Here is a 14817-nt window from a genome sequence, read left to right as displayed (position 1 = left end):
TTGATATGAGTATTATATCCAGGCTTTTTTATAAAATCAGGGTCGCCCTCTCAGGAGGGCATGACTACGACAGTATCTATGATACTGATGATGAGTATGATATCCCACACACGCCTAACAAGGACGTGCAAAGCTATCTTGACTATCCCAGCAAGCCTACGGGTATAACACTCTTTTCAGAGCGTGAAATCTTATCCGTCCATGCAAACCGGTTACAGGAAATCAATATGTATATCGGTTTGCCTAATTCAGACCTGAGTGAGGATGCCTATACTTTAACGAATCTGGTTATTAAGCCATTGATGGAATTTACGCGCTGGATTCACCTTTTACCTGCGTCTGAAAATCATCACCATGCTGGCACCGGTGGCCTGTTAACGCATAGTTTAGAAACTGCTTTTCTGGCTTTAAAATTTGCCTACAGTACTGAATTACGCCCCATTGGTTTACAGGATGAAGAGCAGATACGAAAACGTCGTTACCTTTATGCGGCCTTTATTTGCGGCCTGTTTCATGATGCAGGTAAGATATTTGATGTGGACGTTATTTCATCCACCCCGGGGGTTAACAGTACGTGGCGCCCTCTGTCGTCCAGTTTAATGGATTGGGCCAATGCAAACCGTATTCTGTCCTATGAGGTTATCTGGCGTAAAAGGCTGGCTAACGAGCATTCTGTACGGGCACCTGTATTCCTAGAACGCTGTTTAAACGATACGTGTCTTAATTATTTAAGTGACGTTGTCAAAGAGCGTTTGTACGATAAAATGCTGGCGGCATTAGGTAATTATACAACCAGTGATGATTTTATTTCGCGCTGTATGAGAACGGCTGACTGGCATTCTACCGGCACCGATACCAGCTATCGGTATGATAAACAATCCGGTATCCGGGCATCCGATACAGCTGCCCGAGCCGTCGCGATTCTGAAAGACAATATTAGTATTCTTAATATCAATGGATTTGATTCATCGTCTGAACGCTTTGATAAAAACTCGCCGCCTCCGGTCCATATTATGATTATTGGGGGCTCTGTTTACATCAACGAACATGCGGCCCTTGATTTCATTCTGGGTCAGTTTAAACACCTCAGAATTAACTTCCCGGATGGTGAAATTGGTCGCAAAGCCTTAACCGACCTTCTGTTAACCGGCGGCTATATAGAGCCTTACGGCGAACAACGGATAGCACACTTTTTCCATCGCGGTGATTTTTCAGAAACGGACATTCAAAGAATGTTTGATGAGGGAATCAAAGGCCTCAGCTGGTTCTCTCTTTTAAAAATTAAATGGGTAGGCTTCCTGTTTAAATACGATATCCTGCCAGAAAGTACGCCAGGCATTTTCAGCATTAACGACACGAACGACTATGTTTTTGTTGACCGCAAAGGGCATGACACGCTCTATGCACGCCCTCTTTCACATGGATCAAAATCAATTCGCCTTGGCGTAAATCAGTCATCTGATAATGCTCCAGTTTTAAACGCTGATAAACATCCTGTAGAGGATAGTAACAGTGCTGTTTTAGATTCTGATAACACTGCTGATGTTGAAGAAACCGAGGCGACAGCTGATGAGAATCAACCGAAACAGGAACCGGAAAGTACTCAAGAAACGGCACTGAACTCAGATGAACCAGAATGTAAAACAAATGAATCCGATACCAGGAAAACCGCTAAAAAACGCCGTAAAAAAGAAGAAATAAGTCCTGGCGAGTACATATCCAGACTCCAGCACCAGTTCAACAATAATGCAATTAATGCAAATGATCTGGTTTTAATCGATGGGGTCTTGTATGTGTCAGAGCACCATATTCGCTCTATTGCACCGCTTGATGAACCACGCTTAATGGGGTCCGGTCTCTTTGTACTTTCATTACGTTCAGGAAGTCTCGATGAAGAATTTAGCATCCCGTGCAACGACGGAAAACGATATGTCCAGTTAATTGACGAAGTATCGCTTGTTCAGTTACGCCATCAACCTGATATTAAAGAGGTTGAGATGCTGCCATTGCTTTCTGCTGATTTATTTGGTGGTGTGAAGTCCGAAAATGAAATGTTGTCTTTCTCTTTCCCGCCGCCACTGGTTATGGTGAATCCTGAGCCGCTCCCTCCTGAACGTTACGAAGAGGAAGCACCTGAACTGGACCACGCTGAACACGAACCGAATGGCATACCTCCAACCGAATATCCCGATGTTCAGGAAGAGGATGTTGAACAGTATTGGGATGATTACTCATCGTATTCTCATGGTGATAATTTTGGTTATAGTGAATCTGGTGCGATAAACCAAACCCGTGACAACATTGATGTTGATGTTGATGTTGATGTTGATGTAACGCAGGACAAAAAGTTACTTTCTGAGAGTACGCCTGATAATTTTGCCTCGGATACCGAACAATCTCCGGAGGATGTGGAGGCAGATTCAGATGAAGGTATCAGGGACATTAACAGCGATTTTGAAGCGTTATTTGCCCGTCAGAGTCAAATCGTCACTGATCCGGCTGTCGTCATTGCACACGACCTTGAGCAGTCAAAATCTCTTACGCCATCAGTTCCGGAGCAGGCTGACATCAGTAACAGCGAAACACTTCTCTCCGATATCGATACGATTATAAATCTCCTGAATCGAGTGAAGAACAACAATAATTCAGCGCATATAAGAGCATTGCAACGGGTCGTATTGGTCACTGATATCAATTTTTGTCTCCGTTTTAGAATTTTAGATGATGCAGTATCCTGGGGGCTCAGTCAGGATGAAATTCGTCAGTTAAATCTAGCGTTGGCTAATTTCCCGGTTGCCGCGTTAAAGATAACGATAGGACAAGCAATACGGCACTACATGATCCGCCTTGATGATCTTCAACAAGGCGCTTTGCGCAATAACATTTTTTACGAAGAATTTATTTCGTTTTTTAACCATCAGGACATAAGCAATGAAACGTAGAAGCCGAAACAATCTGCATACTCAGGAAATGCTTTACCGCCCTGCCCTTGAATTTCGTTCAGCGGTACTCCTGATACTATTTTCTATCTATGTCCTTATCGACTCCTGGACCAGCAAGAACGGAATCAGTGAAATCCCCTTCTATTGCTCTCTTGGTTTAATCGCTATGGCTTGCTGGAGGTTATGGAATGGTGTGCCTATCTTTAGAGCGCACTGGCGTTTATTTCATCGCACGATAGATTTTTTGTCGCTGGAAGACTTCCGGATGATTAATAACGCTCAATTTTTTGCAGATGACCGAAAGTACCAGAAACTGGTCGGTTTTCAGGCGTCTGGAGGAGCCCCCTCTAAAAAACTGGTTAACAAGCTCTTCCGTAAAAAAGAAAAAGTCGAGATCCCCCAGCGTACTACTTTTTTGTGTAATGGCTTCAAATGGGGACCTGAACACTCTGAACGTACCTATCAGGTACACAACCTTTCCAGTGATATGCATGAGGTTCAGTTACCTTTTATTCTGAATCCTGTTACTCGCCACTATCGAAAACTTGCGACTGAACTTGGTGGGAATTATTCAATTTTTGGTGTTGATAAGAAGGTGCCGATTTTCGTCAATGAAGAAAATTTCTTTGGTCATACCCTTATCACAGGAAACGTAGGGACAGGGAAAACGGTTCTCCAGCGTCTTCTTTCCAGTTCTATGCTTCATCTTGGGCACATCGTCCTCGTAGTGGACCCTAAAAACGATTACCAGTGGCAGGACGGGTTACAGGAAGAATGTGAAAGCCTTTGTAAGCCTTTCCTACATTTCCACGCAGGTAGTCCGTCCAGGTCTATTTCTTACGATGTCAGCGCTAACTATGTTAAGGATACAGACCTCTCGGCCCGTATTATGAGCATCATTGCTGGTACCGAAGGTGGTGAAGACCCGTTCTTACGTATCGCAGAGGGGCTTGTTACAACAGCTATTGGTGCGTTGAAGCTGGCTGGTACAAAACCAACTATCCAGAATATTTACTATGCAATCCGCTCAAAACAGGACCTGGTCGTTACCACCCGAAATGCGCTACGGGGTTTTTATATTTACCATCTCGGGCCGGAATGGCATTTAACGGTTCAGGTTTCCCCCAATCTTCCTCTTGCGGACGAAATTGAACTGCTGAAGAACTATTTCTTCAGCAACTACTTTGAAGATAACACCCCCAAAGTTATGCATGGTATGGATACGGTTCTGGAATGTTTCAAATACGTAACCGGTGATGAATCTCACTATTACAAAATTACAGCCAGCCTTATGCCAATGCTTAAGCGATTATCCCAGACTCCTATGGATATATTGCTTTCGGCGAACGATGTCGAGAACCCTAATCGAAACATCGTTAACAGCCATGGCCTTTTTAACAGTGGTGGTGTGCTCTATATTTCACTGGATGGCCTGTCTGACCCGGCAACTGCGCGGGACCTTTCCCAGCTAATTACTTCGGATATCGCCGCTGAGGCAGGTAGCCGCTATAACACGGCGACTGATTTGTCCGCAGCGCCAAGGGTTTCCATCTTTATCGATGAGGCCCATCAGGCCATTAATATGCAAATGATTAACCTGCTTGCCCAGGGGCGTGCGGCTAAGATCGCATTGTTCATCTCTACGCAGACGATTTCAGACTTTGTCTCGGCCACCAGCGCTGATACCGCTGACCGGTTGACGGGGCTTTGCAACAACTATATTTCCACACGAGTTACTGACGCGAAGACCCAGGAACTTGTCCTGACTAAAGTCGGCCAGGCTAATGTTTCGATGAACCAGGTGACTTACACCACCAGCACGGGCACTAAACAGTCCCATACAGATTTCAATGGCTCGATTTCCGAACGTAAGTCCACAACAATGGTGAGTGCAATTCCGCAGGAATTACTGTCAATGATACCGACCCTGCATTTCATCGCCTGCTTACAGGACGGGCGAAAAATCGTAGGCCAGATGCCTATTACGGTGCCGGGAAAATCAATGCGTAGAACCACAACTGTCATTGATATGATCACAACATCGCCCTTCAAACTTAAATTGAGACGTAATCTCGACGTTGAAGAAATACTAAGCAAATCCCAGAAGGTGGCCTGACTATGGAATGTAAACGAGTATCAAGAGCATCTTTGCTCGGTATGAACTCTTCGCAACCCAAATATATTTCACGTGCAAATAAGACACTGAAACAGTATGGCATTAATGTTGACGATGAGTGTCTCCCGGAAATATTGTCACGCTACGCCAGGAAGCTCACTGGTGACATTAGCAAGGTATACGCACAATACACAGTTGATAGTCTGGACGTAGTGGCCCGCACTCTGTCTGAGTTTTTTATTATCCGTCATAAGGTGACTATCGTTACGCACGATGAGCAAGAGATCGTCAGTAACTGGTCTGTATCTCAGGGACCATTCACCGCGTGGCTCAAAGAACTGTTGAATACCTGCATGGCAAAGAGCCATACAGTTGAGGTACAGATTGATGATAATCAGGAACGCATGGAATTTATCCAGCTTAATGCGGAGCGTCTTGGTTGGTACCTGTTGCCTGAGTTTATTGATATTGCAGGCTTCCTGCCCGTTTTCCTTGATATACCTGAACAGGTTGAATACCAGGTAATGCGGCGCAAGCGGCACGGTAAGGTGCCTGACATCCACCAGCACGATTTGGGTATTTTCGAAGAGGATGCGCTGATATCCGGTTTGAAAGAAAAGCTACTTTTCTGGAGTGACAACCTGAGCGACCCACACGATGAATACACGTCTCTTTTTAACCGTGTTATCGACCTTTCCATCCTGGGCAACCGCCACCAGCCAGCAATGTACCGCAAGAGCTGTATTATTCAGTCGTTCCTTGATGAGTTTTCCGCCTCGGTGCTGACTCTTCCCGTCCGCTTTAATGACGGTACTCTTCACGCACTCTGGACGCCATGGGCGGAGCCCTTTAGTCAGTTCTCGCGCTTGCGGCCGGTTGAAGAAGATACCGTATACATGCCAACCCCGGGACAGGTCCGCTGGATAAATGAAGATGTCCGCAGGAAAGTGACTTTTTCACTTATATCCCGGTTAATCGCATCGGATGACCTGGCGTGTTCGGGCATTCTTCATGGCTGGAAGAATCACTACCTCAACAGAGAAAGCAATATTCGCCTGGCAGCCCTTTGGGCAGAGCTGTTCACAAATAAAACTGACTGACAGAGGTGTAAAATGGCTGGAAAGGATATGTCGGCGCAGAGAATGACGATGATCCGGTTCGGTTTAGGGCTGGGTCTGTTGATTTATTTTCTGTTTAACGTTTACCTGGAAGACACCAATAAGCTTTATAAAGATATCAGCGCAGAGGTGAAATCCAGCAAGTTGCTTATGGATGTGGAGAGATGGCAGGATGTCACGCGAAGAACGGAAAAGACGTTTAATTACTTTTTCGTCGAATTAAATTTTACAGGGTACCTGAATAAGTGGCTATTACCCGAGGACGATAAAACCAAACCGGCGCGGGGGATGAACCTTGCGGCAAACAAATTCATGAGCCCGAACTACAACGCCGCCCGAAACGTCCCGTTAATGGCGTATCAGGCAATTTACCGTTGGTATTTGCTGGTTGGCTGGTTTTTCACGTTCCTGCCGTTGATGATTGCTTTGGCACTGGATGGTTATTACCAGTGGAAAATGAAGAGATTTGTTTTCGGCGATGTTACAATTCAGCTTTATCGCCTCTGGTTCCGTTCTCTGTCGATAATCAGTGTATTGATAGTTGCATATCTTGTTATCCCTAATTTGAATTTATTTAACGGGCTGACACAGTATTTTCCGCCGCTTGCACTGGCGTTGCTTGCTATTGCCATTAACCGGCTTCTTGCGCATTACCAAAAACTCATGTGAGGAAATACATGTTCAAAAAAAAACCACCTCAACCTGAAACAGGCTCTGTTCAGGATGTGGTATCGCGTGAAAGTAAGAAGTTTTACCGACTGTATAAATCGCACGTATTATCAAAAATGGCCCTGACGATTATTGGTATTGGGTTTGCTGGTTACAGTGGTTTCACCATGTATCAGGATAAACAGAAAAACGGTAAGGGAGCCGACCATATCGCAGTTATCCGTATCCATGGAGAAATGGGCACGGGTTCGCCAACGGGCGACGGCGTTATCATTGCCCGCGCTTTACGTGAAGCGTGGGATAACCCGCATGCTAAAGCGATCCTGATTGAGGCTGAATCGGGCGGTGGCGGCCCGTCTGACGCCATTAATATTTACCGTGAGATAAACGAGCTTCGCAATTCCCTCCATGGAGCGCCGGGGCTGACGATTGAGGATTCTGACCCTACAGCGTCATCAAATAAAAAGGAAGTTCCACCAGCGGCTAATGACGCTGTTAAACAGGCATTATTGAAAGCTGTTGGTACCGGTAAAGGGAAGCTGCCAGCTGCTGCCCGTGACGTCCGTCCGATAATTGTCAGCATTAAGAATATGTGTGCCTCGGCCTGCTATTACGCGGCTTCTCCGGCTGATGCGGTTTATGCGGACCCAAACGCCATTATCGGTAGTATCGGCGTGCGCATGGACCACTGGGATGTGTCAAAGATTATGGACCGTCTTGGAGTGGCTAACGAGCCGTTAACGGCCGGTGCCTGGAAGGCTTCGCTTGACCCATGGCGTCCGATTGACGACGAAACCAAAGCGTTTCTGCATAGTGAGCTACTCGACAAAATGCATGAGCAGTTTATCAGTGATGTCGAAGCTGGTCGGGCAGGAAAGTTACTTTCTCGTGAGCAGGCTGATAAAGAACAACTGTACACGGGGAGATTCTGGTTGGGCGACCGTGCTAAAGCGTTTGGTCTTATCGATGACACAGCCACCAGCACAGAAGTGCGTGAACGACTGAGTATTGTTTACGGAACCACGCGGTTCCGCGACTACAACGCGCCTAAAGCATCGTTAAGCAGCATGTTAGGATTGTCACTGGACGTAAACCTGAAAGAGGCTTTATCCGGTGCGCTTAACGCCACCAGCACGGTGAGGTAGCGAACAATGGATTTAACAACGTTAACGACTATCTTTCTGGTGTTCGTCATGTTGGTCCTGTCGTGCATCATCCTGTGTGTCTGGCCGCTTGTCAGTAATATGTTTAGCGAGCAGCGTACACGAAATGCATTAAAGGGTGTTTTGGCTGACCTTGATGGGACGCTTCTGTCAGACGTTACCCTACCGCTCAACGCATCCCAGACCACACAGATAGACCATATCTTTATCAGCACGAAAGGGATCTTCATTATCGAAGAGAAACACTACTCCGGAGACATTTATGGTTCTCTCGATGATAGAGTGTGGACAGTCGTGTACCGTTACGGTGAACAAAAACACAAGATGCAGAATCCGTTCCTTCAGAATAAAACCCATATATCTGGAGTGTGTCGGGCTCTGAAGCGTGACGAAAAGAATATTTTCAATGTCGTGTTACTGACGGGCAGCAGTAAGTTCATGGTGAGTCCTGTGCCGGAATGGTTGTGCCGTAACTGTACTGAACTTGGTAACAAGTTCATCGCGTACGATACAGAGCCTGTTTTAAGTGTTGAAGAAATTGGCTGGATAGAAAGTGACTTGCGTAAGGCGATGTTGCCCCAGACGCTGTTAACTGACCTGGGCCATGTTTATTCTTTGAAATTAAAGCACCGGCAAAAGATATCAGTACCGCACAGAGTGACCTATTTTACGTTGCTGACAACCACCCTGTTCTTCCGTGCGCTGAAAAAGTTATTTTCACGTAAGCGGTCTGAAGTCATCCATAAAGAGTACCGCGAATAGCGCGTTTCCCGTTCGTCATCAGGTATAAACAGGGCCACCAGCGGGCCCTGTTTAATTAAAGTAGTCAGATGCAGGAGGATTCAGGTACGGCACGGACTGCCACGCGCGGATCATGTTGACCATTTGCTCGGCGATCCCCATTGACTGGTTTAGCCGGTATGCCGTTCGGGCCACCATCCTTTGCTGATGTTCATCAGATTTCACATCCACCAGCCTGAAGCGCCACCACTCTCTACCACAGTGAATGACACAGATATCGAACTCGGCCTTGACCACCGGCAGGTAGTGACGGAGATTCAACTCCTGCAGAAGTGAATACGCCTGAGGCATATAGCGTCCATCGAATGAGCCCGCCCAACGATACGTTGCGATGAATGGCGGTGAGTCCAGAGATTTAAGAAATGTCATGTCAGGTCCACCAGCAGCTTTACCAGCCTCTTATTATAAAGATTCAAACGCCTCCTCAAAGCCCCTATTTTCATCCACGCTATTAAAAACGGATGCAATAACAGTTGCGGGAATGCGTCTGATAAACAGTGAGAAATAATGGAGTCGATATTCAACCGGTGTTTTTGAATAAGATGATCAGGTAATCATAAACAACCAGAAATTATGAGGCGCTGTGATGTGATGACCCCGGTGAATCCCGGTGGTTAAAAGTGACTTTTGTGCTGAATAACACCCGGGAGGAATGGTGGGTTAATCGATTTCTGCCACGTCCTGTTTGAATGGCGACTTAATGTCAGTTCGTATCAGATGGCTTACGGTTGAGCCCGCAACTGCGAGTCATCGCCCTATGGGAGCCTGCACTACGGCATCATTCCGGCGAGAATGTGCTATGGCAGTGCACGGTAGCCCGACTGTACAGACAGATGCCAGTAACGCCGCAGAGAGCTTGTGCGTGCCTCCCAGAGGCGGTGTACACGAGTCGCACTGTGAGAATTATTGTTACTTCTGATTGCCATTTGCTTTTTTTGGGCCTGTCTAATGCACCAGCCCACAATTTACCTTTTGGCTTTAGAAAGAGCGAACAGCCTATCTGATAAAATCAACCAGCACCCTACGTGCAATACTTTGTTCTGGCAAATCACTGTATATCCGCCGCATCGCCGCTTTGTGGAATGGGGTACGATTAACCACGTCCACCAACGTTAGCCCGCTTTTATCGAATGATGCCCTGACTTCCCTGTAACGCTGGTAATGAAACAGCCTGTGGAACAGGTTCATGGACAACGCCTGATCGCCTGTGACTTTGAATCGTATTACTGCATCCCTTACCTCAATCTCTTCTGCAGGGATTTCGCCATCAGCGTAGGAACCCACAATAGCTGGCGACAGTAAGTATTGCTCGTCAAGAGGATCGTTCATGAAACGGCTATACATTAGCAGCTCCTGTTTCTGGTAAAAATCTCACCCGGGGCAATCAAAAAAGTTACTTTTCCGGCGAATATCGTCGTAGGTCGCAAAGAACATAAAGTGGGAACAACAGGCGCAACATCAGGAGTTTCGCACGAACCTGCTTCATGACACTGTGGGAAGCCTGCTCACCACGGTGAGTCCTTCACAAACCGGCTGACTGATATCATCGCGTCATTCTCTACATACCAGTCCACCAGCAGTTTGTCGTTCATCCCCTCTGGGGTTTGGATAACAGCATTGGCCGGGCCTGAATGAACTTCTGCTACCAGTATCAAGCCTATCGTACCTGCAATGCCCCTGAGTTCGGTGAAGCGGTGTGTCAGCTCCACATCAAGCTCAGCGAAGCGTACGCCATTCAGAGAGAAGATAAACGGTAAGAATGACAGATTGCTTTTCCGTCCCGCGCGAGACACTGGGGCATCTGGTAATGCAGCTATCTGTTCGACTGATAGTGTGCTCAGGTACCGATTGCTGTGGCTTAAGGGCAAAACCAAACATCCAATATTTTCTGATTGATGTTCATTTGTCATGTTGCCTGCCTTTGGTATTGGCTTAAGATGTTGTCAGAATGGTAACGCTAAGCACTTCCTGAACTACCATACGGATAATAATGCGTTATTCCCGGTGTACCAGTCCACCAGCTGTAAGACGAAAGTAACTTTTGCCTTATTAGTCCGGTGCCCTGCTTCTTATGCCACTAGAAAAATTCGTCTGAATTCCTCGTCACCTTAATACCAAGCCAGAGCACGTTAGCCTGTAATGCATAGGCGGATAGTTTAATGAGCATCCCCTCCTGCATAAGCCCTTTCAACGGTATATTGTTCATATCACAAAACAAAGTGACCACCAGCAATACATAGAAGAATGCTAAAGGAAACGTTCTGAAAAAATATACTGTCATTGCCGCAAGCCCACGAATTACGTAGAGCGTACTCATGACAAAGGTTTGAGTACGAGAAGGTGGTTCCTGAATTTTGATATTCATGTGAATGTCTTTTTGTTGGAGGATGGATTTATTATGCTCAGGTGAAAAGGTTAACCAGCATACCCAGCTCAATTAACCCACTCCACACTTCAGATAGTCGGGCTGACTTCTTTGTACCAGAGTCGGATTGCCTCGAACCTGCTGGAAGTGCTCGCCATGGATCCTGAGACTTCAAAAATAGTTTCAACTGATATAACGTCTATGTTTTTATCTTCCAGCCATTTATTCATGTCGATGGTGGCCTGCCACTCCCCCCTGTCAAAGGTTTGTCTGTCATCTCTGAAATCATGAAATTTAATGCCCATATTTGACTCCTGAAAAAATAAGTAATCATTAAAAACGCGAATGACTGTCTTTCAGCATTATACATAATCATATTGTCTGTCGTAGCCACTGGTTAGAGCATTCAGCTCATTTCAGGTTTTTTTATATCATCGCCCATTCATAATCACCCTGGCATTTCAGGGTTAGTATCCGGCGGTAGATAAAAGTTACTTTTCTCTGAATGCCTGCCCCTGGTGACTGCCAACATCCACCAGCAAAACCAACATCATCGATGTGATGATATCCCCCCCTTCGGGCCCAGCACAATGGCATTCTATGGGCGCGCATGAGCCGCTACTGTCAGCATTAACTAACTATTCGAAAAGTTTCTGAGTTACTGAAGAACATTACTGAAGCCGATTATTACGTTTTGCGATTAACTACATTTATCGCCACCAGAAAAGCATTTCAGATTTACTCCATCCGAATATCATGACCTGTTGTGATAATATCATCGCATATTCACCCATCATTAATAGCGAGCCTACATGGAACACAAAAGCGATCGGAAAGAATCATGCCTCATCCCTACTACTTCAGATGATAAGTTTGTATTTATTCTTACACTCACATTGACACTCATCTGTTTCGCCATAATATCTGCCTTGACCTTTCTGGTCTCAGATGAAGAAATTAAATCCCTGAGGGTCTGGTTTTACATCCCTTTTGTATTTTTCTCTTTTGTATCCTACCTCTCATATTGTGCCTGGCGTGGTTCAAGGCCGAAGAAGCCATGAACAAATTAATACTGTCCCTTCTTCTTTGCGTCCCACTTGCGTCAGGCATTTCTGCAGAAAGTGACCCTGATGTCAGACCGCCAGAGAAAAAATAAATAATCGCATTATATGAACTGTCTCCGGTAATCGGATTGATTATTTCTGATATTGCCAGTGTGCGTAGACATAATTGCAATGACACAATGACCATAAAACGTATGCAGGACACACTGGCTAATGATGTGTTTGTGTCCGACACACTGAGACGGAACGCGGCAGATCGTTCATATATGGACTCAGAGTCATACCGGGCCGAACTGAACCGGAACTACAGGCAATGCCACTAAAGAGCGCCAGCTGTCGTGCTGTGCGCATCCTGAAGGCTTTTTACAGCTGATACCAAAGACTGGCCCTCTGGCGTAGAGATAGCGTACCCCGACGTTATGACGTCATTGAGTCCTGGTCGTCTTGTTGCCTGTTTTCCGTCCACCGTCGACAAAAGTTACTTTCTTCGCCTGAAGATTCATTATTGCTGTGTACCCGATAACCCGTAATTTACCAGGCATTATGAGCTTGCAATCACTTAAGGCGGATGTCCCTTACCTCACTCGTATTTATCCAGGCATTATGCAAACTCATACCGGCCCAATGATGCCGATCATAAATAGCTTTTCCTCTGATTGTGTTTTGTTTACCCCAGTCATCCTTTCCGTCCACTGACATTATAAGGGATGGCTGGCATTATGTTTCTGTGTCATATTTCAGCCCGGTGTTAAATTATCGGTAAGTGGTACTGCCCATGATGAAGTTTTTAAAAGTAGCAGGGATATCTGTTTTAGCGCTGGCCGTGTTTATAGCAGCGCTTATTGCGTGGTACTGGCTGGACGCCCGTGCGTCTCTCCAGGCGGATATACGCGCCTGCCCTTCAGTGACGACAGAGCAGGCCACAGCCGCCGTTTTGAAGAATGTCCTGTTAAATGGCGAACGGCTGTTTTCGAAGCCCCATTTAACTCAAAAGGATGTGATCATTGAGGAACGAGGGGTGCAGGTAGGACAGACCGGCACGCTGGTACCGTTCAGGATTGACGGCGTAACTGACCGGCGTTACTTCGGTATGACAGGTTGCGCATCGCTGGATGCGGTTGAATACGCCACGGAATATTATACAGAGCCCTGACAGCGGTATAGCGTTTCACGCCCGCTCTGCACGTCATCACTGCGTCAGCTCCTTCAGGTAATGTGCGGGGTGACTGCCAGTGTGAGCGAAAGTAACTTTTCCTCTGATTGCCTTCATCACTTCTTTCAGAAAACAGTACATGACGTGAGCAACCTGCATCAGTACAAGGGAAAGGATCGGATATGTGCGGTCAGCCACTCCCCCTTAACCCCCTCTGTCCCTGCGAACACTTTTGGTCGTTTGGAAAAATCGCAATCAGAAGAAAGGTTCCGGGTTTCTTGGGTGGTCGGCGTGCGCTAGTTGGCCCGCCAGGTGCTTTAGCTGGTTTGGATTGTACATGCTTGCCCCACCAGCTGACCGTCATTCTATCCCCATGTCCTCGTCAGCGTTAAAGGCGATCGCCTCTTCATCCATGAACGCCGGATAATTAAACTCCTCCACTGCTTTAATAACGTCCGGGTGGTTGCGCCAGTATTCATCCACAATACCGACGGATAACTGTTCTGCTTCCTGTCGCAACTGACGAGCGGTCTCATAGTTGTCCCAGCCGCTTTCGTAGCTGGCTTTCTCGTAGAGTGCCTTCTGTTGCTCTTCAATTCGGCGGATTTCCTCCAGACTAGCAACGTGCCCGTACCATTCCAGGTTGCAGGCATTACCGGCAACCACTAGCCGTTCATTTTCATCCCGGATTTCGATCGTTCTTTCATAAAAGCTGACCGGTCCGCAGTCTCTGCACATCCACGGATCATAACTATCCTCTTCCTCCCCACGTTCGTTCCATTCACCCCGCATAGCGGCTTCCTTTGCCCGTTCCAGCGCATCTGCCACGGTCTGGGCTTTACCCAGCAGGAATGTCCCGTCAGTGATGTAGGTGCCTTGCATCGGGTCATCTTCAGGGTATTCCACACGCCCTGTTACATAGACACTGAACCGATACTGTTTCTCTTTCTGATTGACCAGATAGCTTTCGCGTTTTGCTGTCGCCTCGTCCTGATAAAATGCCAGGGATTTTAACGGAAATGGCATATCCCTTAGCCATTCATCGCGGGCAAGCCGTAGAGCCAGACGCTCGACGTTCGACGCAAGGTCGTACACTGCTTTACTTGTGATAGCCCCGCAGCGCCTGAGTAAGCGGACACATTGTGCAGCGGATTGCCTGTGGCCCCCAATCATGCTGTAAAATTTATCTTCGTCGATATCGATTTCCGCCCGACAGATGGCGTCATGCAACATGAAATCGCCCTCGTGTTTTGCCAACTCCACCAGCGTGGTCATAATATTGGCAAACACATCTTCATTCTCTGCAGCAGTGATTAATTGTGTTGTAGTCATTTTATTGTCCCTGTCTTTAACGTTGCGGCGCTCCCTTAAGAACACTCCGCTGGCTGATAACCAGGATAGCAATTAAAATCAACGCATCAAGACC

General features: G+C 46.6%; 13 protein-coding genes. 7 read left to right on the top strand and 6 right to left on the bottom strand.

Features of this window, described 5'->3' with window-relative positions:
* Positions 1-5: 5 nt before the first annotated feature.
* Genes CE636_RS01620 through CE636_RS01595 form a run of 6 tightly spaced genes read left to right on the top strand, consistent with a single transcriptional unit; the run spans position 6 to position 8770 of the window.
* A complete protein-coding gene (locus CE636_RS01620) occupies positions 6-2942 on the top strand; it encodes a TraI domain-containing protein (protein ID WP_014839911.1) in 2937 nt (978 codons plus the stop codon).
* Positions 2932-5058, top strand: a complete 2127-nt coding sequence (gene traD, locus CE636_RS01615) for a conjugative transfer system coupling protein TraD (RefSeq protein WP_014839912.1) — start codon at positions 2932-2934, stop codon at positions 5056-5058. Before CE636_RS01620 ends, traD begins: the two co-directional genes overlap by 11 nt.
* A gap of 2 nt (positions 5059-5060) precedes the next feature.
* Positions 5061-6158 (top strand): hypothetical protein, encoded by a 1098-nt coding sequence (locus CE636_RS01610; RefSeq protein ID WP_014839913.1) that lies wholly within the window; start codon positions 5061-5063, stop codon positions 6156-6158.
* 12 nt (positions 6159-6170) lie between these two features.
* The gene (locus CE636_RS01605; RefSeq protein WP_024266292.1) at positions 6171-6845 is read left to right on the top strand and encodes a DUF4400 domain-containing protein; all 675 of its coding nucleotides are present in this window, start codon (positions 6171-6173) and stop codon (positions 6843-6845) included.
* Between the two features lie 8 nt (positions 6846-6853).
* On the top strand, positions 6854-7990 hold the full coding sequence (locus CE636_RS01600) for a S49 family peptidase (RefSeq protein ID WP_014839915.1): 1137 nt from the start codon (positions 6854-6856) through the stop codon (positions 7988-7990).
* Between the two features lie 6 nt (positions 7991-7996).
* Positions 7997-8770 (top strand): nuclease-related domain-containing protein, encoded by a 774-nt coding sequence (locus CE636_RS01595; protein ID WP_017900900.1) that lies wholly within the window; start codon positions 7997-7999, stop codon positions 8768-8770.
* A gap of 51 nt (positions 8771-8821) precedes the next feature.
* Here the strand turns inward: CE636_RS01595 and CE636_RS01590 are convergent, their stop codons facing one another.
* The 5 genes from CE636_RS01590 to CE636_RS01570 form a co-directional block, all read right to left on the bottom strand.
* Positions 8822-9178 carry a hypothetical protein gene (locus CE636_RS01590; protein ID WP_014839917.1) on the bottom strand — a complete coding sequence of 119 codons (357 nt, stop codon included), beginning with the start codon at positions 9176-9178 and terminating at the stop codon, positions 8822-8824.
* A gap of 627 nt (positions 9179-9805) precedes the next feature.
* The gene (locus CE636_RS01585; RefSeq protein ID WP_014839918.1) at positions 9806-10153 is read right to left on the bottom strand and encodes a hypothetical protein; all 348 of its coding nucleotides are present in this window, start codon (positions 10151-10153) and stop codon (positions 9806-9808) included.
* Positions 10154-10314: 161 nt separating this feature from the next.
* Positions 10315-10719 (bottom strand): hypothetical protein, encoded by a 405-nt coding sequence (locus CE636_RS01580; protein ID WP_017900898.1) that lies wholly within the window; start codon positions 10717-10719, stop codon positions 10315-10317.
* Between the two features lie 167 nt (positions 10720-10886).
* Entirely contained in the window at positions 10887-11174 is a 288-nt protein-coding gene (locus CE636_RS01575) for a hypothetical protein (RefSeq protein WP_025999308.1), read from the bottom strand.
* Positions 11175-11263: 89 nt separating this feature from the next.
* Complete coding sequence (locus CE636_RS01570) at positions 11264-11479, bottom strand: hypothetical protein (protein WP_017900896.1); 216 nt, start codon at positions 11477-11479, stop codon at positions 11264-11266.
* 1534 nt (positions 11480-13013) lie between these two features.
* Between CE636_RS01570 and CE636_RS01565 the strand changes: the two genes are divergently transcribed.
* The gene (locus tag CE636_RS01565; protein WP_014839919.1) at positions 13014-13391 is read left to right on the top strand and encodes a hypothetical protein; all 378 of its coding nucleotides are present in this window, start codon (positions 13014-13016) and stop codon (positions 13389-13391) included.
* A gap of 360 nt (positions 13392-13751) precedes the next feature.
* Here CE636_RS01565 and CE636_RS01560 read toward each other — a convergent pair whose 3' ends face one another.
* A complete protein-coding gene (locus CE636_RS01560) occupies positions 13752-14723 on the bottom strand; it encodes a hypothetical protein (protein WP_009653249.1) in 972 nt (323 codons plus the stop codon).
* Positions 14724-14817: the final 94 nt, after the last annotated feature.

The organism is Klebsiella sp. LY, assembly GCF_004010915.1.
Classification (GTDB): domain Bacteria; phylum Pseudomonadota; class Gammaproteobacteria; order Enterobacterales; family Enterobacteriaceae; genus Klebsiella; species Klebsiella quasipneumoniae.
This window is presented reverse-complemented; position numbering and strand designations above follow the sequence as displayed.

Bases quoted from the DNA above. Each gene is read 5' to 3' on its own strand.
- CE636_RS01620 (WP_014839911.1), top strand. From the start codon at position 6: ATGAGTATTATATCCAGGCTTTTTTATAAAATCAGGGTCGCCCTCTCA.
- traD (WP_014839912.1), top strand. From the start codon at position 2,932: ATGAAACGTAGAAGCCGAAACAATCTGCATACTCAGGAAATGCTTTAC.
- CE636_RS01610 (WP_014839913.1), top strand. From the start codon at position 5,061: ATGGAATGTAAACGAGTATCAAGAGCATCTTTGCTCGGTATGAACTCT.
- CE636_RS01605 (WP_024266292.1), top strand. From the start codon at position 6,171: ATGGCTGGAAAGGATATGTCGGCGCAGAGAATGACGATGATCCGGTTC.
- CE636_RS01600 (WP_014839915.1), top strand. From the start codon at position 6,854: ATGTTCAAAAAAAAACCACCTCAACCTGAAACAGGCTCTGTTCAGGAT.
- CE636_RS01595 (WP_017900900.1), top strand. From the start codon at position 7,997: ATGGATTTAACAACGTTAACGACTATCTTTCTGGTGTTCGTCATGTTG.
- CE636_RS01590 (WP_014839917.1), bottom strand. From the start codon at position 9,178: ATGACATTTCTTAAATCTCTGGACTCACCGCCATTCATCGCAACGTAT.
- CE636_RS01585 (WP_014839918.1), bottom strand. From the start codon at position 10,153: ATGTATAGCCGTTTCATGAACGATCCTCTTGACGAGCAATACTTACTG.
- CE636_RS01580 (WP_017900898.1), bottom strand. From the start codon at position 10,719: ATGACAAATGAACATCAATCAGAAAATATTGGATGTTTGGTTTTGCCC.
- CE636_RS01575 (WP_025999308.1), bottom strand. From the start codon at position 11,174: ATGAATATCAAAATTCAGGAACCACCTTCTCGTACTCAAACCTTTGTC.
- CE636_RS01570 (WP_017900896.1), bottom strand. From the start codon at position 11,479: ATGGGCATTAAATTTCATGATTTCAGAGATGACAGACAAACCTTTGAC.
- CE636_RS01565 (WP_014839919.1), top strand. From the start codon at position 13,014: ATGATGAAGTTTTTAAAAGTAGCAGGGATATCTGTTTTAGCGCTGGCC.
- CE636_RS01560 (WP_009653249.1), bottom strand. From the start codon at position 14,723: ATGACTACAACACAATTAATCACTGCTGCAGAGAATGAAGATGTGTTT.